The sequence below is a fragment of the Rhizobium sp. BT04 genome (assembly GCF_030053135.1).
GTDB classification, from domain to species: Bacteria; Pseudomonadota; Alphaproteobacteria; order Rhizobiales; family Rhizobiaceae; genus Rhizobium; species Rhizobium binxianense.
The window spans coordinates 4224068-4246104 of sequence record NZ_CP125652.1 but is presented as its reverse complement, the minus strand read 5'-3'; the positions used below and the strand labels follow the sequence as shown (position 1 = coordinate 4246104).

Annotated in this window: 18 protein-coding genes and 1 pseudogene; 7 read left to right on the top strand and 12 right to left on the bottom strand. The window is 62.1% G+C overall.

Annotated features, from left to right (window positions below):
• Positions 1–181: 181 nt before the first annotated feature.
• The 8 genes and pseudogenes from QMO82_RS29070 to QMO82_RS29035 form a co-directional block, all read right to left on the bottom strand.
• Positions 182–916, bottom strand: coding sequence for a L,D-transpeptidase (locus QMO82_RS29070; protein ID WP_183606128.1), 735 nt, complete (start codon positions 914–916; stop codon positions 182–184).
• 176 nt (positions 917–1092) lie between these two features.
• Complete coding sequence (locus QMO82_RS29065; RefSeq protein ID WP_183606127.1) at positions 1093–1899, bottom strand: L,D-transpeptidase; 807 nt, start codon at positions 1897–1899, stop codon at positions 1093–1095.
• A gap of 132 nt (positions 1900–2031) precedes the next feature.
• Positions 2032–2242: pseudogene (locus QMO82_RS29060) on the bottom strand (hypothetical protein).
• Between the two features lie 49 nt (positions 2243–2291).
• Positions 2292–3215 (bottom strand): S9 family peptidase, encoded by a 924-nt coding sequence (locus QMO82_RS29055; protein WP_097621510.1) that lies wholly within the window; start codon positions 3213–3215, stop codon positions 2292–2294.
• 168 nt (positions 3216–3383) lie between these two features.
• Positions 3384–5009 (bottom strand): cisplatin damage response ATP-dependent DNA ligase, encoded by a 1626-nt coding sequence (locus QMO82_RS29050; protein ID WP_183606126.1) that lies wholly within the window; start codon positions 5007–5009, stop codon positions 3384–3386.
• 51 nt (positions 5010–5060) lie between these two features.
• Positions 5061–6071, bottom strand: a complete 1011-nt coding sequence (locus QMO82_RS29045; RefSeq protein ID WP_183606125.1) for a ligase-associated DNA damage response exonuclease — start codon at positions 6069–6071, stop codon at positions 5061–5063.
• Between the two features lie 46 nt (positions 6072–6117).
• Positions 6118–6924 (bottom strand): alpha/beta fold hydrolase, encoded by an 807-nt coding sequence (locus tag QMO82_RS29040; RefSeq protein ID WP_183606124.1) that lies wholly within the window; start codon positions 6922–6924, stop codon positions 6118–6120.
• Between the two features lie 30 nt (positions 6925–6954).
• On the bottom strand, positions 6955–7605 hold the full coding sequence (locus tag QMO82_RS29035; protein ID WP_183606123.1) for a glutathione S-transferase family protein: 651 nt from the start codon (positions 7603–7605) through the stop codon (positions 6955–6957).
• A gap of 189 nt (positions 7606–7794) precedes the next feature.
• Here QMO82_RS29035 and QMO82_RS29030 point away from each other — a divergent pair, with 189 nt between their 5' ends.
• A complete protein-coding gene (locus QMO82_RS29030) occupies positions 7795–8766 on the top strand; it encodes a glycerophosphodiester phosphodiesterase family protein (RefSeq protein ID WP_183606122.1) in 972 nt (323 codons plus the stop codon).
• 40 nt (positions 8767–8806) lie between these two features.
• Here QMO82_RS29030 and QMO82_RS29025 read toward each other — a convergent pair whose 3' ends face one another.
• Positions 8807–10675 carry a diguanylate cyclase gene (locus QMO82_RS29025; RefSeq protein ID WP_183606121.1) on the bottom strand — a complete coding sequence of 623 codons (1869 nt, stop codon included), beginning with the start codon at positions 10673–10675 and terminating at the stop codon, positions 8807–8809.
• 119 nt (positions 10676–10794) lie between these two features.
• Entirely contained in the window at positions 10795–12588 is a 1794-nt protein-coding gene (locus QMO82_RS29020) for a PAS domain-containing methyl-accepting chemotaxis protein (RefSeq protein WP_183606120.1), read from the bottom strand.
• 473 nt (positions 12589–13061) lie between these two features.
• Here QMO82_RS29020 and QMO82_RS29015 point away from each other — a divergent pair, with 473 nt between their 5' ends.
• Entirely contained in the window at positions 13062–13784 is a 723-nt protein-coding gene (locus QMO82_RS29015; RefSeq protein WP_183606119.1) for a LuxR family transcriptional regulator, read from the top strand.
• A 33-nt stretch (positions 13785–13817) separates the two neighbouring features.
• Here QMO82_RS29015 and QMO82_RS29010 read toward each other — a convergent pair whose 3' ends face one another.
• Positions 13818–16115, bottom strand: coding sequence for an EAL domain-containing protein (locus tag QMO82_RS29010; RefSeq protein WP_183606118.1), 2298 nt, complete (start codon positions 16113–16115; stop codon positions 13818–13820).
• 239 nt (positions 16116–16354) lie between these two features.
• Here QMO82_RS29010 and QMO82_RS29005 point away from each other — a divergent pair, with 239 nt between their 5' ends.
• The 5 genes from QMO82_RS29005 to QMO82_RS28985 all read left to right on the top strand — a co-directional run bounded on the left by QMO82_RS29005 (position 16355) and on the right by QMO82_RS28985 (position 21037).
• The gene (locus QMO82_RS29005) at positions 16355–17722 is read left to right on the top strand and encodes a TIGR03808 family TAT-translocated repetitive protein (RefSeq protein ID WP_183606117.1); all 1368 of its coding nucleotides are present in this window, start codon (positions 16355–16357) and stop codon (positions 17720–17722) included.
• Between the two features lie 198 nt (positions 17723–17920).
• Positions 17921–18832, top strand: coding sequence for an MBL fold metallo-hydrolase (locus tag QMO82_RS29000; protein ID WP_183606116.1), 912 nt, complete (start codon positions 17921–17923; stop codon positions 18830–18832).
• 75 nt (positions 18833–18907) lie between these two features.
• The gene (locus QMO82_RS28995) at positions 18908–19573 is read left to right on the top strand and encodes a nitroreductase (RefSeq protein ID WP_183606658.1); all 666 of its coding nucleotides are present in this window, start codon (positions 18908–18910) and stop codon (positions 19571–19573) included.
• Positions 19574–19606: 33 nt separating this feature from the next.
• Complete coding sequence (locus QMO82_RS28990) at positions 19607–20179, top strand: NADPH-dependent FMN reductase (RefSeq protein WP_183606115.1); 573 nt, start codon at positions 19607–19609, stop codon at positions 20177–20179.
• A 192-nt stretch (positions 20180–20371) separates the two neighbouring features.
• Positions 20372–21037 carry a glutathione S-transferase family protein gene (locus QMO82_RS28985; protein ID WP_183606114.1) on the top strand — a complete coding sequence of 222 codons (666 nt, stop codon included), beginning with the start codon at positions 20372–20374 and terminating at the stop codon, positions 21035–21037.
• Between the two features lie 3 nt (positions 21038–21040).
• Here QMO82_RS28985 and QMO82_RS28980 read toward each other — a convergent pair whose 3' ends face one another.
• Positions 21041–21937 (bottom strand): LysR substrate-binding domain-containing protein, encoded by an 897-nt coding sequence (locus QMO82_RS28980; RefSeq protein ID WP_183606113.1) that lies wholly within the window; start codon positions 21935–21937, stop codon positions 21041–21043.
• Positions 21938–22037: the final 100 nt, after the last annotated feature.

The following is a 22037-nucleotide window of genomic DNA, read 5'->3' as shown; positions in this document are numbered from 1 at the left end:
GTGGACAAAGGTCGCAAGCAATTCGATACGCACCATGTAGGTTATTTATCGAATTAAGCAATGGTATTCCAAAAAATAAATCTCCTGCCGGGGCAAAATGAAAACTCTTACCCCTGGGGCAAGCACCTGCTTCCCCTGAGGAAAGGGTCCGCGGCGGCCGGATCAGGGCCGCCCGGTGAGATCACTGCAAGACGACGATCGGGGCCTTTGTCGGAACGCGGTCGTAGAGATCGATGATGTCCTGGTTCATGAGCCTGACGCAGCCCGACGAGACGGCCTTGCCGATCGAGCGCCAGTCGGGATTGCCGTGCAGGCGGTAGAGCGTATCCTCGCCATTCGAGAAGATATAGAGCGCACGGGCACCCAGCGGGTTTTTCAGGCCCGGCTCCATGCCGCCGTTGTCGATCGAATATTTGACCAATTCCGGCTGGCGGGCGACCATCTCGTTCGGCGGCTTCCAGCGCGGCCATTTCTGACGCCACTGGATGACGCCCGAGCCCTGCCAAGCGAAGCCCTCGCGGCCGATGCCGACGCCGTAGCGCATCGCCATGCCGTCGGCCTGGACGAGATAGAGGAAGCGCGACGGCGTATCGACGACGATGGTGCCGGGCGGCTGGCCGGTGGGATCGACGACACGCTGGCGATAATAGCGCGGATCGATCTGCTCGTAAGGAACGGCGGGAATGAGGAAGCCGCCATCCTCAACCGGGCCATACATGACGGCAAGCTCAGGCCCGCTCGGCACGCTCGACGCAGCCGGGGACTGGAACAGGCGCATGGGCGAACGGTAGATGATCGTCGTATCGCCCGATGTTACCGTATTGGCTGAGGAGGCGCAGCCGGTGAGCGCGGAGGCTGCGGTCAACGCCGAAAAGGAAAGGAAGCTGCGGCGGGAAAGATGTCTATCGAAGCTCATGACGCGGGACTGATTTCCTCTGATGCGGGACGCCGGACGAGACGCCGCATAAACCAGCGATTCGTCCGATGCCGATAACAACAAGAGAAGATCTATCGGCTTGCGCCAAATAAACCATAGCTTCACGCAGACGTGTCCGGCTTGAAGCGGACGATATGAGCAGCGCTGTTGCAGCGCTACATCACAACGATCTCGGCCTTGGCGGGAACGCGGTCGTAGAGATCGACGACGTCCTGGTTCAGCATGCGCACGCAGCCAGACGAGGTGGCCTTGCCGATCGACTGCCAGTCGGGCGTGCCGTGGATGCGGTAAAGCGTGTCCTGCCCGTCCTTGAAGATATACATGGCGCGGGCGCCGAGCGGGTTCATCAGCCCCGGATTCATGCCGCCATTCTCCGCTCCGAAGGGGCGAACCTCAGGCTGGCGCGAGACCATTTCGACCGATGGCGTCCAGCGCGGCCATTTCTGCTTCCATTGAATGGTGCCGCGCCCTGACCAGGCGTAACCGTCGCGGCCGAGCCCGACGCCGTAGCGCATCGCCTTGCCGTTGCCCTCGACGAAATAGAGAAAACGCGCCTTGGTATCGACGACCACGGTGCCGGGCCGCTCGGTCGTCTGGTAATCGACCTCCTGGCGCAGGAACTGCGGCTGCACGCGGCTGATCGGGATCGCCGGCAGGGTGAAATCCGCGTCGCGCAGCTCGCCATACATCGCCATGTGCACGGGATTGGTGACCGGCAGGCCGTAGGTCTGGTGGAACTGGGTCTTGTAGAGCTCACGCGTCTGCGGCACCGGCTGATCTGGGATCGGCCGCACCCGGCGCGGATCGACGCCGGGCGGCTGATAGAAGACCGGCGAGGTTTCCTGAACGAAGCGGGCCGGCGAATCGGCGGCGACATCGGGAATGAGGATGTTGCAGCCGCTGAGCGACGCAACTGCGATCACCAGCCCGGCAATCGGGAAGACCCGGCGCAGAAAATTCATGGAACCACCCTTATCAACGATCGGCGAGACAGCGATATCTGCCGGGACGATGGCATATGCGGCTGGCGCGAGGCTGGCGTTGGGGTGGGAAGGCCGGGAGCTAAGACGACCAGAGCCGGCGCGAACGGAAAATCAGGAAACGAGCAGGACGCCATTGCCATAGGTGGCAGCCAGATCGCGGATCAGCTGCACCTCTCGCTCGGTCAGCGCCGGTATCGACGAAACGCCATTGCGTTCATACAGCGCGAAAGCCTCGCAGGCAGGCCGGATCACGATTCCAGACGAGCGATTTCAGCTCGGGGAAGTCGTTCGGCACGATCATTGTCTCTGCGTCCGTCGTCATGCCGGGAATATAGGCCCAATGGGCCTGTATTTGAAGCGGCCGCGAAAAATCAGGCCGCCACCCCGTGGAAGAAGCGGATGCTCTGTTCGATCTCGGCCGGCAGCGCGGAGGTGTGATTGCCGGCGACGGTGTCGGTCTCGATATGGATGCCGGCGGCGCGGGCGCGGCGGGCGAGCAGATCGGCGCGGTCGTTGAAATGGGCCTCTTCGGTGCCGTGGACAACACGGACCGGGCATTTGAAGCTCTGGGCATAACACAGCGCCGACCGCACCTCGAATTCATGCGCATTGCTGTCGTCGAAGCGGATATCCTGGGGATAGCGGCTGAAGAAGCGGAAGGCATTGGGATTGCCCGAAATCGGCGCGGCGGCGCGGAATTTATGGGTGCTCATCGCCGTCAGCATGGTGAGCGTGCCGCCGATGCTATGGCCGGCGATGAACAGGCGCTGGGAATCGACGCCCGGCAGGTGCGCCAGGCGCTCGGTGGCGGCAAGCACATCGTCGACTTCGTCATAGAAGCCGGAGAAATTGCCCATCTGGCCGTTTTCGCCGCGCAGCGACGGCATCATCACGACGTAGCCGGCATCCATATAGGGCTTCATCAACTGCCAGTGGCCGATGCCCATGGCGTTGCCGCCGTGCAGGAAGAGCACGGCGGGCTTGGGCGCGCGCTCGCGCTTGTATTTGGAAACCCAGGCCGCAAGCTCCAGCTCGCCGCCGTAACCGGAACGGTAAAAGATTTTCTCGGCATCGGCAGGCGCTGCCAGCGGCTCGTATTTGTCGGGCGCCGGGCCCTTCTGCAACAGCTTCGTGCGGAAATGGTGGCGGACCTGGGCGTAGTCATGCTTGGCAAGCCGCGGTTCATCCGGGACATCGAAAGCGGCGGCCATTTGCGGCAGGACGAGTGCACCGGCGATACCGGCAAGCACTGCACGGCGCTGAAGGAAAAAGGAATTTAGTTCACGCGAGCTCATAAGGCAGCACCCAATCATTTCCCCGGCCTGAAACAGCAGAGCAAAATCTGCACCGGAAGATCGTTGCCGCCAATACACATCATGTTGAAAATTGGCCCTGCGTCATTGTTGCGCAGGGGGTCCAGCACAGAGGGTACAGCGTCGCGTTTTCCGGCCGGTCGGTCGAGATCACGGCGGCTTGGCGTCGATCATGGCGATCAGCGTGCGCAGCCGGTCGGCCTCGTAAGTCGGCTTGTCGGGGCGAAGGCGGGCGATGCGGGGGAAGCGCATGGCGACACCCGATTTATGCCGGGTCGAGCGGTTAATGCCTTCGAAGGCCACTTCGACGACGAAGCCGAAGTCCTTGTCGGCGCGCACCGCCCGCACCGGACCGAAACGCTCGGTCGTGTTGTTGCGCACGAATTTGTCGAGCACTTCGAGTTCGGCATCGGTGAAGCCGAAATAGGCCTTTCCCACCGGCACCAGTTGCTCGCCGTCCTCGTCATCGGCCCAGACACCGAAGGTGAAATCGGAATAATAGCTGGAGCGCTTGCCGTGGCCGCGCTGGGCATACATCAGCACCGCATCGACATTATACGGATTGCGCTTCCACTTGAACCAGGGGCCCTTCATCCGGCCGGCCTGATAGATGCTGTCGCGGCGCTTGATCATCACGCCCTCGATGACCGGATCGGGCGGGGCCGCGCGCAGCGCGTCGAGCTCGTCCCAGGCCGAAAAAGGCACGAGCGGAGAGAGGTCGAAACGGTCGTGCGGAGCGCGGTCGATGATCTCGGCGAGGCGCGCGCGGCGATCGATATAGGCGCGGCCGCGAACATCCTCCTCACCGTCGAAGAGCAGGTCATAGCTGCGGATGAAGGCGGGGTAGTCGGCCAGCATCTTTGCCGTCACCGTCTTGCGGTTCAGGCGCTGCTGCAGGTCGGAGAAGGTGCGCGTCGGGCTGTTGGAGCGGGCGGTGCCGCCAACCAGCAGCTCGCCATCGACGACGCCGGAAAAACTGATCGCCTCGAGGATGTCGGGAAAGGCGCCTGAAATATCGTCGCCGGAGCGGGAATAGATCTTGCGCCTGTCGCCGGAGCGCGAGAGCTGGACGCGGATGCCGTCCCATTTCCATTCGGCGGCGTAGTCGGCCGGGTCGAGACCCGTGAGATCCCCCTCCTCCACCGCATTGGCGAGCATGACGGAATGGAAGATTGCCGGTGTGGCGAGGACCGGTTTCTCGCCGCCCCCAGCCAGCCATGCAAACAGCGCCTCGTAGGGCGGCTGCAGTCCGTGCCAGAGGGTTTCGATCTCGGTGACGTCCTTGCCGCCGAGATCGGCCAGCGCCTGCTTGGCGAGGCGAGCGGAAACGCCGATGCGCATGGCGCCGGTCGCCAGCTTGATGAAGGCGAAGCGGCCGGAGGCATCCAGCCGGTCGAGCAGATCGCGGACGAAGCCGCGCACTTCGGTGCGGCCGAGCGCATTCATGCCGGTGACGACCTCGCCGAGACGCGGCTGGGATAGGGCCGAACGGTCGATATCCCGCTCATTGTCCCAGACGAGCGAAATGGTTTCGGCGAGATCGCCGACATAATCGTAGGAATAGCGAAACAGCACCTCGTCCATGCGCTCCAGCACCAGCTCGCGCAGCATGGCCGGCTTGACGTTGCGCACCTCCAGCGTGCCGGCGATGGCGGCAAGGCCGTAGCCGCGGTCGGGGTCCGGCGTGTCGCGGAAATAATCGGTCAGCAGCTTCAGCTTGCCGTTGCGGCTGGGGGTGAGGACCAGGCGGTCGAGGAGATCGGCGAAGGCTTTCATGGAAGCCTCTCGACTCGGGAGGGGTTTTGACGCGGGATATTGCTCATCTCCTCAATCGCCCTCGTCCTCATAACCCACCAGATGCAGCGGTTTCGCTTTGATGCCCTGCAATTGGCACCAGCGCACCAGGGCCTCCTCGCGGCCATGCGTCACCCAGACCTCGGCCGGGTGCAGTTCCCGGATCGTTTCGGTCAGCTCCGGCCAGTCGCAATGATCGGAGATGACGAGCGGCAGTTCGACGCCGAGCTGTTTGGCGCGCTGGCGCACCATCATCCAGCCGGAGGCGAAGGCCGGCAGTGGCTCGTTGAAGCGCCGGGCCCAGCGGTCGGCGAAGGCTGATGACGGGCCGATGACGACCGCACCCTTGAAGGCAGACTTGTCGCGGCTTTCGATCGTCGCCGGCAGCAGCTCGCCGAGATCGATGCCCTGCCCGACATAATAGTCGCAGAGCCTTTCCATGGCGCCGTGGATATAGATCGGCTCGGCATAACCGGCGTCGCGCAGCAGCCGGATGACGCGCTGGGCCTTGCCCAGCGCATAGGCGCCGACGAGATGGGTGCGCTCGGGAAATTGCCGGAGCGAAGCCAGCAGTTTGCCGATCTCATCCATCGGATCGGGATGATGGAAGACCGGCAGGCCGAAGGTCGCCTCGGTGATAAAGACGTCGCAGGGCACCGGCACATAGGCGGCGCAGGTCGGGTCGGGGCGGCGCTTGTAATCGCCGGAGACGACGATGCGGGTGCCGTTCCTCTCGATGGCGATCTGGGCCGAGCCGAGTACATGGCCAGCCGGATGAAAGCTCACCTTGACGCCGTTGATCAGCAGTTCCTCGCCGAAGGCAGCAGCCTGCTCGCTGGCACAGAAGCCGTCGCCATAACGCAGGCGCATGATGTCGAGCGTCTGGCGGGTGGCAAGCACGTTCACATGCCCCGGCCGAGCGTGATCGGAATGACCATGGGTGACGAGCGCCTGCTCGACGGGCCGTACCGGATCGACATAAAAGCCGCCTTCCGGGCAATAGAGCCCTTCGGGGGTGGGATAGAGCAGCGCATCAGGTCTCATGAGGCTAGAGATAGCGGGAAATGGACGCGAGGCCAGAGGGATCGTTTCATGAACCGATCCCATCCAGGAAGGCCGCCACCGCCGCGTTGAACGCCGTCGGCCGCTGCAGCGGCGCGAAATGGCTCACACCTTTGAGATAGATCATCCGTGCGTCGGGAATGCTGCGGGCAAGATATTCGGCATGGTCGGGTTTGATGAATTCGTCGTGCTCGCCGAGGACGATTGCCACCGGCACCCGGATCAGGCCCAGGTCGGCGGCCTGGTAGTTCGGCTCCGTCCGCATCATCAGGCTGACCGCCTCGACGAATAGATTGAAATCGTCAGGCGTGGTGGACAATGCGGCATAGTCCTTGGCGTGCCGGCTGAAGCATCGGTCGATGACCGGGGTCGGGACGAATTCCAGCGTGCCGCTCGGATCCATGTTGCAGGCGAAAAAGAAGACCCCCTCGACACGTGAGGGCGCCGTCATGGCAAGAATCAGGGCGATACAGGCGCCGTCGCTCCAGCCGACGATGGCCGCCTTGTCGAGATGCAGTGCGTCCATGACGGCGAGCACGTCGGAGGCCATCAGCTCATACGTATAGGGACGGGCATCGCGGGTGCTTCTTCCATGGCCGCGGCTGTCAATCAGTACGACGCGGCGGCCGCGGCGCAACAGAGCCGGGGCCTGATAGCCCCAGTTGCCGCTGTGACCAAGGCCGCCATGCAGCAGAATGACAGGGGGACCTGCGCCGCAGGATGCATACCAGATGCGGGCACCGTCGCGCGCGACATGCCCTTCGACTGCTGCCGCCGGCAAAGTTGCTGCGCCCTGCGCTTCGAAACGGATGAGCTCGTCGTCGTGTGGTTCCATGGCGATAACACTCGATTGTTGCGGCAGTGATCAGCCGGCCGATGCGGCGGTGAAAACCGCCAGCTGCGCGGCGAAGGCACGTTGGTAAGCCGGCCGCGCTTCGCCGCGGGCGACATAGGCGGCAAGGTTGAGATGGTCGGCCAATAGATCCGATCCCTTCAGCCTGAGCAGAACCGTTACCATCAGAAGGTCGCCGGCGCTGAAGGCGCCGTCAAGCCAGTCGGCATCGCCAAGCCGACGGGAAAGATCGTCCAGCCGTTTCCGGATGCTGACTTCGAGGGCATGCAGGCGCTGCTCGTACCAGGGCTCGTTGCGCTCCAGGATTGTGGCGAGGGCGCGGTCGAAGACCGGCGGCTCTATCGTGTTGAGCGCGGCAAACATCCAGGCGATCGCCCGCGCCCGGGCATTCGCCTCCTCCGGCAGCAGGCCGGCATGGCGCTCGGCGATATGGAAGACGATCGCCCCGGACTCGAAGAGCGCGAGATCGCCTTCCTCATAGGTGGGAATCTGCCCGAAAGGCTGAAGGGTCAGATGCGCGGGTTCTCTCATCGTCTTGAACGAGACAAGGCGGACCTCGTAAGGCTCGCCCGCTTCCTCGAGCGCCCAGCGAACCCGCATGTCACGCGCCAGCCCCTTGCCGCGATCGGGTGACCGTTCAAAGGCGGTAATGGTAATCGTCATTGGTGTTCTCCATGGCCTGTCCGTCTTGAAGACGACCGGCTAAACGAGATTCCGACATCCTATGCTCTTGCGCGGCAAATCGTTTCGCCTTTTCCCAGCCCTGCTCCAGAAAAGCCGGAAAACAGCCCAACAACAACCAGAATCGCTTTCTAGCTGTTATATCCCTCGATGCAATCAGGAGGGGCAGAATTGGGCAGGAAGCTTTTCTGTTGCGCGGCGGCCGTAGCACTCGCTGCAGCCGGCATCTACCTCAACAATACCAGCCTTCTAGCGGAGCATCGGCCGGGAAAGCCGGTGCTGCTCGCCCATCGCGGCATCGCCCAGCGGTTCGACGAAACCGATCTGAAGAACGACACCTGCACGGCCGCCCGCATGCTGCCGCCGAAACATGATTATCTCGAAAACACCGTCCGCTCGATGCAGGCCGGTTTTGCCGCCGGCGCCGATATTGTCGAGATCGACGTGCATCCGACGACGGACGGCGAATTCGCCGTCTTTCACGACTGGACGCTCGACTGCCGCACCGATGGGCACGGGGTCACGCGTGCGCATGCGATGGCCGACATGAAGAAGCTCGACATCGGTTACGGCTATACCGCCGATGGCGGCAAGAGCTTTCCCTTTCGCGGCCGGGGCATCGGCATGATGCCGACGCTTGCCGAGGGGCTGTCGACCTTTCCGGATCGACGCTTCCTGATCAACGTCAAGAGCCGTGACCCTTCCGAAGGCGAAAAGCTCGCCGCCGTGCTCAACGGGCTTCCCGCTGCGCGACGGGCTGATATCATCGTTTATGGCGGCGACGAGCCGATCGACGTCGTCCGTCGGCTTTCGCCCGATATCAGGACCGCCTCGCGCCAGAGCCTGAAGGGCTGCCTGTTCGGTTATATCGGCTATGGCTGGACCGGCGTGCTGCCGGACGCCTGCAAGCATCGGATGATGCTGGTGCCGATCAATATCGCCCCGTGGCTCTGGGGCTGGCCGGACCGTTTTCTCAACCGGATGGCGGATGCGGGAACCGAGGTCTTCGTGCTCGGCCCCTATCGCGGCAGCGATTTTTCGACCGGCATCGACGACCCCTTGCTGCTGGCGCGACTGCCGCAAGACTATGCGGCGGGCATATGGACGAACGAGATCGAAGCGATCGGCAAGCTTGCGAAATGACGTTTGCGCAGAGACGGAATTGCGTTCGAAGTGTTCGAAGTCACGCCGCTCTTGCTTGAACGGCGGCGGCCTCGACGCGGTCGCGGCCATGTTTCTTTGCCGCGTAAAGCGCCCGGTCCGCAGCCTCGACCAATTCTGCCGACGTCGCAAATCGATCCGACATGTGCGCCACACCGATACTGACCGTCACGATCGTCTTGCTGCTTTCACGGTGCGGGATTGCCCGCCGATGCAATGTCGAACGCAGCATTTTGGCGAGCCGCAGCGCGCCATCCCGGTCGGTGCCGGGAAGCAGAATGGCAAACTCCTCCCCGCCAAATCGCGCCGCGAGGTCTGAGGGCCGCTTGGCAATCGAGCGGAGAACCTCGCCGATCATCCTCAGGCAATTGTCTCCTTCGAGGTGACCGTAGGTATCATTGTAGGCCTTGAAGTGATCGACATCGATCAATAGCAGGCTGAGAGCGGATTCGGCCCGGCGGGCGCGCGCAAACTCTTCCGAGATCGCCTCGTCGAATACGCGTCGATTGGCAATACCGGTCAATGCGTCGGTGTCCGCCAGCCCTTTCATTTTCAGGGCGAGTTGCGTCAGCCGTTCCTCGGAATGCTTCATCGCGGTGATGTCGGAAACCACCACCAAGGCGGAGCCGTCGGCCGCCAAACGCGTGCGCTGCCTGAGCCAGCGTCCATCGAACATCGGCATTTCACTATCGTGGGTCAGGAAAAGCTGTGCTGCTTCCGTCTCTATCCAGCCCTCGCCGGCCTCCGGGCCGACGTCGATCCGCTCGCCGTTTCGCATCACGGCCCGCAGGATGTCGGTTATATCGGCGCCGGGCTGCCTGGCATCGGCGGAGCGGGGAAAGGCGGCACGATATTGATCGTTGCAGAACACCAGCCGGCCCTCGGAATTGAACATGGCAAGGCCATCGGACATTTCCGTCATTGCCTGGGAAAGCACATTCTTGCTGTCGAGGGCCTGCTGAATGAGACGCTTTTTCTCGGTGACATCGCGGGTCACGCCGGAAAGCCCGATCAGATCGCCGTGGCGGTTTCTCAACGGGATCTTCGACGTCACGAACCAGCGTTCCCGGCCGTTATCTTCGACGAGCGGTTCCTCGAAGTCCACGATGGGCTCGCCGGTCACCATGATCTCCTGTTCGCGATCGAAGAATATCTGCGCCATTTCGCTGGGATAGAGATCGAAATCGGTCAGGCCGACCATCTCCGAAGACTTGGTGCGGTCGTGGTTTCGCGCGACGTTGAGGTTGGTGACGACGAACCGGCTGTTGCGGTCTTTGACATAATGGAAATCAGGCGCCTGGGTCAGCGCGGCCTTCAAGATATCCCGCTCCAGGGTAAAGGCATGGAAATAGGTAATGACGGATGCCGCGGCCAAAGTCGCTGCGAATTTCACGCCGATGACGGCAAGGCTGACGGTCGTGATATGCGACCAGCCGCCGCGATGGAAAATGCTCAACGTCAATGTGACCGCGGCCACCATGACGGCACAGGCCAGAGCTTTTTTGACATCCGCCGAGCCTCTGCCGAACCGGAAGTGAACCGCCAGTCCGAACACGGAGACCAGCAAGATCGAGATCAATGCCGGCTCGACACCGGCGCCACCCATGGAGATCCTCTGCACCGACGTGAGAGCTGCCGTCATCAGAACCGCCAATGGACCGCCGTAGACGGCCGAGACCGCCAGCAAGGTCGAACGGAGGTCGAGAAAATAGCCGCTGTCGACCTCGACCGACAGCAGCATCGACAAGACGGCTCCAAGCCCCATCATCAAGCCGAAGCCGAGTTCTGCCTGGACCTTGGAAAGACGGTAAAGCTTGTAATGCAGGTGCATCCATACCGAAATAACGAGCGAGACCGCCGCCACATTTCCGATCAAGACTTGCCAGGGCACGATATCTTCCCTCTAATATGCGCAATAACTTAATATAAATTCGTTGACAAAATCCGACTGGATGGAACCGCTGCCGATCTCGACCGTATCAAGTCGAGACCAGTAGCGGCCTATACAGCTCAGAACTCTTCCCACTCGCCGCCGGCCACCGCGGCATTGCCATGAAAGGCGGAGACAACCTTGGCGACCCTCGCCCGCGCCGGCGACGTCACAGGCTTGGAGGCAGCAGTTGCCGCGGTCGGGCGATGTTGACGTGACGCTATGCTGCCGCCGATGTTGAACTGACCCAGCAGCTGGAAAAGCGCGTCAGCTTCCTTCGCGAGGTTATGGGCCGCCGCCGTCGATTCCTCGACCATGGCCGCGTTCTGCTGTGTGCCCTGATCCATGATGTTGACGGCAGTGTTGATTTCCTTCAATCCCGTCGCCTGTTCCTTGGAGCTTTCGACGATTGCGAGAACATTACCGTTGACCTGCTGAACCTGGCCGACGATCTCCTCCAAGGCCTTGCCGGTTTCTGCAACGAGAGCGACGCCGCTTTTCACATGCTGATTGGACGTGGTGATCAGCTCCTTGATTTCCTTTGCCGCTTTCGCCGATCTCTGAGCAAGCTCGCGGACTTCCTGAGCTACGACCGCGAAACCTTTGCCGGCGTCGCCGGCACGTGCAGCCTCGACCCCGGCGTTGAGCGCCAAGAGATTGGTCTGAAACGCGATCTCATCGATCACACCGATAATATTGCTGATTTCGGCGGACGAGGTTTCGATCCTGCCCATTGCATCGACCGCATTTCGCACCACCGCCCCGGACCGCTCGGCGTTTTCGCGTGTCCTTCGCACCAGTTGGCCCGCTTCCTGGGCGCGGTTGCTGGAATCGGCGACAGTCGTGGTGATCTCTTCAAGGGCGGCCGCGGTTTCCTCGACGGAGGCCGCCTGCTGTTCCGTTCGTTTCGACAGGTCGTCCGAGGCGGAGCGAATTTGCTGGGCGCCGGCGGCGATACCGGTTGCGTTTTCCGCCACGGTCTGCATCGCGCCGCGCAGCTTGCCGACCGCAGCATTAAAGTCGGTCCGCAGTTTTTCTAGGGTGGGCGTGAACGGAGTTGTGACCTGCTGGGTCAGATCCCCGCCGGACATGGCCTGCAACGACCCGGCAAGCTCGTTCACATTGTTGACGCGGGCCGTGACGTCGGTCGCGAATTTGACGACCTTGAAGACCTTGCCATTCATGTCGAAGATCGGGTTGTAGCAGGCTTGGATATGGACCTTCTTCCCGCCCTTGCCGATGCGAAGAAACTCATCGGCGACGAACTCGCCATCGGCCAGGCGTTGCCAGAACCGACGATAATCGTCGCTGCTGACGTAGGCACTGTCGCAAAACATCGAATGGTGGCGCCCCAGGATTTCCGGAAGCTGATAACCGAGCACGGACAGGAAATTCTCATTCGCCGACAGGATCTCGCCCTTCAGCGTAAACTCGATGACCGCTTGGGCGCGTGAGAGCGCGTTCAGCTTGCCGGCATCCTCGGCCGCCTTGAGCTTTTGCTCGGTGATATCGGTTGCGAACTTGACGACCTTGTAGGGTTTCCCACCGCGGAAGACGGGGTTGTAGGATGCCTCGATCCAGATCTCCTTGCCCCCCTTGCCGATGCGTTTGTACTGGCGCCGGTCGAATTCGCCTCCGTTCAGCCGCGCCCAGAAATCGCGATAATCGGCGGACGAAGCCTCTGCCGGATCGACGAACATTCGGTGGTGCTGGCCGACAATCTCGCGCAATTCGTAGCCGAGAGCGGCGCAGAAATTTGCGTTGGCCGTGAGGATTTTTCCCGTGAGGTCGAATTCGATGATGGCCTGTGATCTGTTCATCGCCGCGAGTATCGCCTTGGCATCGGATCCGAAGCCGAATGCTATTCCGTTCATGCTGTTTCCCATTCAGGACAAGAGAGCTGACCGCTACCATCCCAATACGCTGATCGGACGAGCAATCTGAGGATAAAATCTATGAAAATCTTTAAGCATCCATTAACCCCGCAATTGCTGAGGCCTGCTCATCCCATCGAAAAAAAATGGTACAGTTTAACAAACGAAATCAGCTTGTTATAACTTTATCAACGAACGCCTTCGTGAAGGAGACGTTCCGCGAGGCGGGTGCCAAATGCGCGAGCCCAGCAATTGCGCGCCTTTCTTCGCCAATGAAATCGGACGATATATTTACCAGTTGTTAATCTAATCTCCCGCAGGATGGCGCTCGCGGCAGGCCTTGCAATTGTGTGCCTCAAGTGCATCTTGGAGCGCCGGATATAGTTGTGGAATCTACTTCGATACTACCGGATCCGAGCTGTTCAACAGCCGCTCGTCAAGCGCTCCAGCTTGACAATTGATCGGAGAAAAACATGAAGCTCGAGGCCGAATTCAGCCGTATTGAGGAAGTCGCGGCCGGCTTCAACACGCATTACGAAGTGTTCAAATATATGAAAGGTCTCACCCAGGACCTTCAGATGAATGCTTTCCTGTTCATGACGCTGCCGACCGTCGACAGTGTCGAAATCGGCGCGACCAAAATCATCACCAATTGGCCGGCGGAAATGGTGGATTATTATGACGCCCATAACCTCTTGATCGACAGCCCGGTCATCCGACGGATGCTGAAATCGACCAGCCCGTTCAATTATGACGTCGAAGCGATCAACACCAATCGCGGCGAAGGCAAGAAGTCCACGGTCATCGAGCTGTTTTACCGGTACGGCATGGAAAAGGGCGCCTATTTTCCTGTCCACGATGCTGCGGGCGGACGCGGCGCCATGTCGATTTCAGGGCCGCGCAATTTCAGCATGATCGAAATGGCGAAGCTCCTCTTTATCGCCACACTCATCTATGACCGGCTCTCACAGCTGACATTGAACGAGAAACACAGGCCCATCGAGTTTACGCCGAGCGAGCTGGACTGCCTGCGGCTGACCGCCGGCGGCAAGAAGAGCAATGAAATTGCCAAGCTTCTCGACCTCACGGAAAATGCGGTCAACAATCACATCGGCAGCGCGATCAAAAAACTGGGATGCACGACAAGAACGCAGGCCGTCGTCAGCGCTCTGCGGCTCAACATCATTCGCGTCTAGAGATCCGGGCTGAGAAGACTGCCACAGTGAGGGTCAGAGCCCCCGCCCCCGCAGCAATGCCGGGATCTCCTCCGGGGAGACCGGCTTGGAGAAGCGGTAGCCTTGCGCCTCCTCGCAGCGCGCGCGACGCAGGAAATCCATCTGGGCGTCGGTTTCGACACCTTCGGCGAGCACCGAAAGCTTCAGCGTCTGCGCCAGCGAAATGACGGCCGAGGCGATGGCGACGGCGGTTTTGTCGCCGGGCAACGCCTCGACCAGCGACCGATCCATCTTGAGGCGGTCGAAGGGGAAGGTCTTCAGCGCCGCCAGGCTGGAATAGCCGGAGCCGAAATCGTCGATCGACAGGCGCACGCCGAGCGCCCGCAGCGATTCCATCATGGCGAGCGCCCGTTCGGCATCCTGCATCACCACGCTTTCGGTGACCTCAAGCTCCAGCCAGCGCGCCTGCAGGCGGTGGCGCTCCAGCGCCTCGGCGACGTGGGTTGCGAAATCCGGATCGGCAAACTGCTTGGCGGAGACGTTGACGGCGATGGTCAGCGGCGTCAGCCCCATATCCTGCCACTGGCGCGCTTGGCGGCAGGCCTCGTTCAGCACCCAGAGACCGAGGGGAACGATGAGGCCGGTCTCTTCGGCAAGCGGAATGAAATTGACCGGCGGCACCCTGCCCTTGGCCGGATGGTTCCAGCGCACCAGCGCCTCGATGCCGGTGATGCGGCCGGTGGCGACATCGACCTGCGGCTGGTATTGCAGGAACAGCTGGTGACCGGTGATCGCCAGATGCAGTTCCTCCTGCTCGCCGAGCGGCATTCCCACAGGCGTGCCGCCGCCATCGTAGTGCTGCAACGTGTTGCGGCCGAGCTCCTTGGCGCGGTACATGGCGCGGTCGGCATTGGCGAGAAGCTCTTCCGAAGTTGCGCCCTCGAAGGGAAAGGCGGCAACGCCGATGCTCGAAGTGACGATGATCTCGCCATCGGCGCCGCGCACCGGCCGGTTGATCGCCTTTTGCAGCTCGCGAAGTCGGCGCGTGATGCCAGCATCATGGCTCGACTGGTGGACGAGCACCACGAGGAATTCGTCGCCACCGAGACGCACCACCATATCGGACGCCCTGATGCTGTTGGCCATGCGGGTGGCGATCTCCTTCAGCACCTCGTCGCCGGCAGCGTGGCCGCGGCCGTCGTTGATGTCCTTGAAATTGTCGAGATCGATATAGGCGACCGTCACCTTGCGGTTGTTGCGCCGCGCCTGGTCGAGGATATTCGCCAGCCGTTCCTTCAGGAAAGCGCGGTTCGGCAGGCCAGTGAGATCGTCATGATGGGCCATGAAATGGATGCGGTCATCGACCCGCTTGCGCTCGATGGCGATGCCGGCGATGTGGGTGGCGAGCGCCACCAGCGTCATCTCATACTCGGTTGGACGGCGGACCTCCCTGGAATAGAGCGCGAAGGTGCCGAGCACGTTGTTCTGCGCGGTGGCGATCGGCGTCGACCAGCAGGAGCGGAAACCGAACGGGGCAACCAGCGCACGGAAATCCTCCCAGAGCGGATCGCTCATGATGTCTTCGACGATCACCGCCTGGCCGCGCCACGCGGCGGTGCCGCAGGAGCCGACCTTGGGACCGATCGTGACGCCGTCGATGAGGCGGCTGTAACCGCCGGGCAGATTGGGCGCCGCGCCGTGGTACAGCCTGGTGCCCTCGCCGTCGAGCAGCAGCACCGAGCCGTCGATATCGGTCAGCTGCGCCTCGATCATCAGCACCAGCGCTTCGAGAATCATCGGCAACGGCTCGTTGCGGGCGATCATTTCGAGCAGTTTCGCCTGACCGCGATGGAGGTCCTCCTGAAGCTTGCGCTCGGTGATATCGCGGGACACACCGATCAGGCCGATGACCTCGCCGCGATCGTTGCGCAGCGGTATCTTCGAGGTCAACCGGCATATCTGTTTTCTGCTGCCGGGAACGACGTATGATTCCTCCATGTCGATGCGGGCTTCGCCCGTCGCCATGATCTGCTGCTCGATATCGAAATGACGCCGCGCCGTCTCGAAATCGAACAGGTCGAAATCGCGCTTGCCGGTGATCAGCGCCGCACTCTCCACGCCAAGGCTGCTGGCGGTGACGGCATTGGCGAAGACGAAGCGGCTGTCGCGATCCTTGACGTAGAGAAAATCCGGAAGTTCATGGACGATTTCCTTGAGGCGCAGGTTTTCGATGCCTTCGGAGAGGTGATGGGCGGTCGAGGCCATCATCGCCTCCGTCGCGGCGACGATGCGCCGCGTTTCGGCCGACAGGGCATCGGCCGATTCCCATCGCCTGACACTCGGTTCGTGCATGACGCCATTCTCCCCGGCGGCCGAAAGCCGTACCCGCATAATCCCTAAAATTCCCCTCAAAGTAGTCCTCATTCCCTTCGGCTTGCTTAAATGAAAGGGTGAACAAGAGGACAATATCGGCGGCGATATCCTGCCGTCGGCGGCAGCGGTAACGGCAATTCGGCCGGCCTGCACCAAAAAAACACAAGCCCATCTGGCACATTTCCTGCTACGGGCGCGTCATGACATGTGAGCCCCGGATGCCTTCACGCCGCGACATGCTTTTCTTTCTCGCCGCCTCGGCCGTTGCAGGAGGAACCTCGCGCGCATTTGCCTCGCCGCTGACGGCTGTTGCCGAGCCCGATCTGCGCGGTGCAATCGACGCGGTGGAATACCGCGCCATTCCCGAAAGCGGCGACCGCAAGACCCGCAACCTGCAGCAGATGATCGAACAGGCGGCGCGCGAAAACGTGCCGGTCTTCCTGCCGCCTGGCACTTACAAGGTCTCCAATCTTGCCTTGCCCGACAATACCCGCATCACGGGCGTGCCCGGCGCCTCGCGGATCGTCTATACCGGCGAAGGTCACCTGTTTTCGGCCGAGAACGTGCGTCGCATCGAGCTTTCCAATCTGGTCATCGACGGCGGCAACCGCTGGCTCGGCGATTATGCCGGCGGGCTCGTCCAATTCACCGGCGTCGACGAGGTGCTGATCGACAACTGCGAGATCGGCGGCAGCCGCAAACACGGGTTGCAGCTGGAGCGCTGCGGCGGGCGGCTCGAGCGCAGCCGTATTTCCGGTGCCGCCCAATCCGGGCTTTATGCCGTCGATTCAGCCAATCTGTCGGTCACGGGCAATACGATCGCCGATTGCGGCAATGGCGGCATCCTGGTGCATCGCTGGAAAAAGGCGGAGGACGGCACGGTGGTCTCCGGCAACCGCATCTCCAACATCCGCGCCAATGACGGCGGCACCGGCCAGAACGGCAACGGCATCAATATCTTCCGCGCCGACGGCGTGATGGTGGTGAATAACCTGATTTCCGACTGCGCCTTCACGGCGATCCGCGCCAATTCGGCCTCGGACATTCAGATCAACAGCAATCAGTGCCGGCGATCCGGCGAGACGGCGATCTATGTCGAATTCGCCTACGAGGGCGCGGTGGTTTCCGCCAATATGATCGACGGGGCGGCGAACGGCATCTCGATCGCCAATTTCGACGAAGGCGGCAGGCTGGCGAGCGTCACCGGCAATGTCGTGCGCAATCTGACGCTGAAAGGCCCCTACCAGCACGAGGTCGGTTTCGGCATCGGCATTGCGGCGGAGGCCGATACGCTGATTTCAGGCAATGTGATAGAAGGCGCACCGCGCTGGGGAATGCAGATCGGTTGGGGTCCCTATCTCAGAAACGTCGTTGTGACAGGGAATGTGGTGCGCAAGGCGCCGGTGGGATGCGCCGTCTCGGTCGCCGACGGCGCCGGCACCGCCGTCATCACCGACAACATCTTTCAGGAGACCGCCGAAGGGGCGGTTCTAGGCTTTGCGTGGGAGAAGAAGGTGTCGGGCGAGATGGCCGGCGGCGGCGCCCCCTATGCGCAACTGACCGTCGAGCGAAACCGCGCCTCCTGACGAGAGCATTTGCGTCACTGACGCCATAAAAATTCTCTATCTCTCTGTTTTCATGTCATTTCCGTGACAGAGACTGCCTTAGGGCAATAGCCTGATATACGTTTGACGTACGCCTCCTAGACCTGGGTGTGATTCCGTCTCCAGCGCGAATGGAGATAATGAACCACATCAGCAACGGACAGTCAGGAGGAGACGAATATGGACAATATCGCACGCCCCGGTAGCCCGAAACCCGACGAACTGGTTCCGTCGCGCTACTCTTTGCAGATCGGCGACATCGACGTCATGGTGGTCAGCGATGGCGTGCTGACGCTGCCAGGCGCGATGTTGGGCCACAACGCCGACCCGGCCCTGCGGTCGGCCTGGCTGGACTATAATTTCCTGCCGACGGAGACGCTCGATTGGGGGCTGAACGTGGTCGTGGTGCGCAGCGGCGGCCGAACCATTCTCCTCGATGCCGGGCTGGGATCGGACCCGAACTTGAACTTGCCGCGGGCCGGGCAACTGGCCCATCGACTTCAGGCCGCCGGCATCGATCTTGCGTCGGTGACCGACGTGGTGCTGACCCACATGCACATGGACCATATCGGCATGCTGCTCGTCGACGGGGTGAAGGAGCAGCTGCGTCCGGACCTCAGAATCCACGTGGCGGCGGCTGAGGTCAAATTCTGGACCGCGCCCGATTTCTCCCACGTCTCCATGCCGCCGGGGTTCCCGGACGCGCTTCGGCGGGCGGCCAAGCAGTTCGCGGAAGAGTACGGCAGCCATCTGCAGACGTTCGAGGAGGAGTACACGGTGGCGCCGGGCGTGGTCGTCACCCGCACCGGCGGCCACACTCCCGGGCACAGCGTGATCCGCCTGGCGTCCGGCAGCGACCGGCTGATGTTTGCCGGCGATGCTGTGTTCGCGGTCGGGTTCGAGCATCCCGACTGGTTCAACGGCTTCGAACACGACCCGGAAGAGGCGGCTCGCGTCCGTATCCGTCTTCTGCAGGAGCTGGCGGCAAGCGGCGAGCTGCTGGTGGCGACTCACCTGCCCTTCCCATCCATCGGCCATGTGGCGATCGAAGGCGACGCCTTTCGTTGGGTGCCGATCTTCTGGGACTACTGACCGCTTTCGGTCGGGGCCGAACTGGACGACCGCAGGGTGTTTGAACGAAACGAAGCCGGCGGCGTGGAGGCGATCATGGATGTATATGAGGCAGTCAAAAGTCGACGCTCGGTGCGCGGGTTCAAAGACAAGCCGGTGGCGCGGGAGGTGCTCGAGCGTGTGCTGTCGGCCGCAGCCTGGTCGCCATCGGGATCGAACATCCAGCCGTGGAACACCTACGTGATGACCGGCGCACCGCTGGCCGAGCTCAAGACATCGGCCGTCGAGCGTGTGGCCCACGGCGACGCCTGGGACAAGCGGCAGTACGAGATGTACCCGTCCGCGCTGAAGCCCCCCTATGGCGAGCGCCGATCCGCCTTCGGCAAGGAGCGCTACAGCGCACTCGGCATTGCGCGCGAGGACTGGGAGGCGCGCCAACGGGCGGCAATCGCCAACTGGAACTGTTTCGGCGCGCCCGCCGCGCTGTTCTGCTACATCGACCGTGACCTGGGCCTGCCCCAATGGGCCGACGTCGGCATGTATCTGCAGACCGTCATGCTGCTGCTCCGCGCCGAAGGGCTGCACAGCTGCCCGCAAATGGCGTGGTCGCAGGTTCGCGAGACGGTGGCGGAGGCCCTGTCACCCCCGGACGGGCTCATCCTCTTCTGCGGCATGTCGATCGGCTACGAGGACCCCAACGTAAGTTACGCCCGTACCGGCCGCGCCCCGCTTGCCGAGACGGTCACGTTCCTCGGCGAATAGCGACTGCGATCAAAGGACAAGAGGGAGAACGCCATGACCACACATAAAGTCGGTTATCTCATCGGCAGCCTCGCCAAGGGTTCGATCAATCGCAAGCTCGCCAAGGCGTTGGTGCGGTTCGCCCCGCCGGAACTTGATATGTCGGAGATATCCTTCAAGGATCTGCCGCTCTACAGCTACGACTATGACGCCGACTACCCTCCGGCCGGCAAGGCATTCAAGGCGGCGATCGCGGCCGTCGACGCCGTGCTGTTCGTCACGCCCGAATACAATCGATCCATACCCGGCGGGCTGAAAAACGCCATCGACTGGGCAAGCCGCCCCTACGGCACCAACTCGTTCACACGCAAGCCGTCCGCGGTGATCGGCACGTCGCCGGGCGCGATCGGCACAGCCGTCGCCCAGCAGAATTTGCGCAGCGTGCTGAGTTTCTGCAACTCTCCCCAGATGAATGCCCCGGAAGCCTACATTCAGTTCACACCGGGGCTGATCACCGATGACGGCGAGGTCACCAACGAGGCCACCGCCAAGTTCCTTCACACCTTCATGCAGGACTTCCATGTCTTCATCGCAAGGGTTCGCTCGGTGCTGCCGAGAGATGCCTAGAGGGCGTATTCGGAATTCGCGGCCATGAACTGTCGGCCGCGACGTTGACGCAATTCCGGACGCAAAACCGCGACGCACTTTTGCGGGACTTGTTTGCTATCAAAAGCTTTCATCGTCCTATCAGCGCCACGGACTTTTCCGAGGCCGATCCGGCATTTACCCTTGCTCGCACAACATCGCGGGGAAACGTTCATGCTGACAATCTACGGGGTCTATCGATCGCGCGCCTCACGCGTCTACTGGATGGCGGAGGAGCTTGGGCTCGAATTTCAGTCGGTGCCGGTGCTGCAGGCCAGGCGGCTCGCAGATCCGCTGGCGCCCGAAGCGCCGCTCAACACGCACTCGCCTGATTTCATCGCCGTCAACCCGATGGCGCAAATCCCCAGCATTCGGGATGGCGACCTCGTCATGCACGAGTCGCTGGCGATCAATCTTTACCTCGCGCGTAGACATGGCGGGCCGCTTTCCGGCCAAACCGTCGAGGAAGACGGATTGCTGACGATGTGGACGGTCTGGGCGGCGGCGGAGGTCGAGCCGCAGACGGTGAAGATCGTGCTGACCTATGATAACGAGCTCGAAAACAGCGACGGCGGCCAGGAGACGATCGCCGTTGCCTGCCGCTCGCTGCGCCGGCCGCTGGCGGTCCTCGAAAGCCACCTTGCCGGCCGGCAATGGATCGTCGGCGACCGCTTCACGGTTGCCGATCTCAACCTCGCCGAGGTGCTGCGCTATGCCCAGAGCGAAGAGGCCCTGTTCGATGCGCATCCGAATGTCAAAGCCTGGATCGAGCGCTGCCAGTCCCGGCCGGCCTATCGGGCGATGCAGGCGACGCGCGGCAGGGAGCCGATCGAGATATGAAGATTACCGGAAAAGCGCGACGGTGCCGGCCATCTCTTCGCGGATCCAGGCCTTGAAATCCTTGACCTTCTTCGGCTCGCGAATGCCTTCGGCGGTGACGAAGTAGTGGCCGAAGCCAGTCCGGGCGCGAATGCCGAAGGGGGCGACCAGCCGGCCTTCGGCGAGCGCAAAGCCGGAAAGGGTCTGCCAGGCAAGCATGACGCCCTGCCCGGCGATCGCCGCATCGAGGCAGAGCGAGGCATCGTTGAAGACGTGGCGCGTTGCCAGCGTCGCGCCTGACAGTCCGGCCGCGCGCATCCAGACCTCCCAGGGGAACATGGCATGGTCATCGATGATGGCAGGCAGGGCGAGAATATCGGCGGGCTCTTGCAATTTCGCCGCCATCTCAGGCGAACAGACGGGAAAGACCTCCTGTTCCAGCAGCAGTTCGGCCTTCACGTCAGGCCATTTGCCGGTGCCGACGCGGATGCCGATATCGACATCGCAAAGCGCCGGACTGACGAGATTGGTCGTTGCATCCAGCCGCAGCTTGATATCCGGGTGACGCTCGGCGAAGCGATCGAGCCGGCAGACCAGCCAGCGGGCGGCGAAAACCGGCGCCACCGAGATGGTCAGGATCGTATCGTCCTTGCGGCTTGCGATCGATACCGCCGCCGAAAGCCGAGCGAACCCCTCGTCGAGCGCCAAGAGCACCGGCCGGCCGGCTTCGGTGGCGATCATGCCCCTTGCGGTACGCTCGAAGATCACCTGACCGAGCTGGGCTTCGGCCTTGATAACCTGCTGGCTGACGGCGCCGACCGAGACGCCGAGCTCATCGGCGGCGGCCTGGAGCGAGCCGAGACGACCGACGGCTTCGAGCGCCCGCAGGCCGTTGAGATGCACCATATTCAAGTTCTTCATATAGTTTTTCTATAGCAGCACCGCATTAATCTCAATTGAAAATCCGCCTGGCAGAGGTGACATTGCAGCATGCGGTTGAGATCCCTCACCGCTTGAGAAA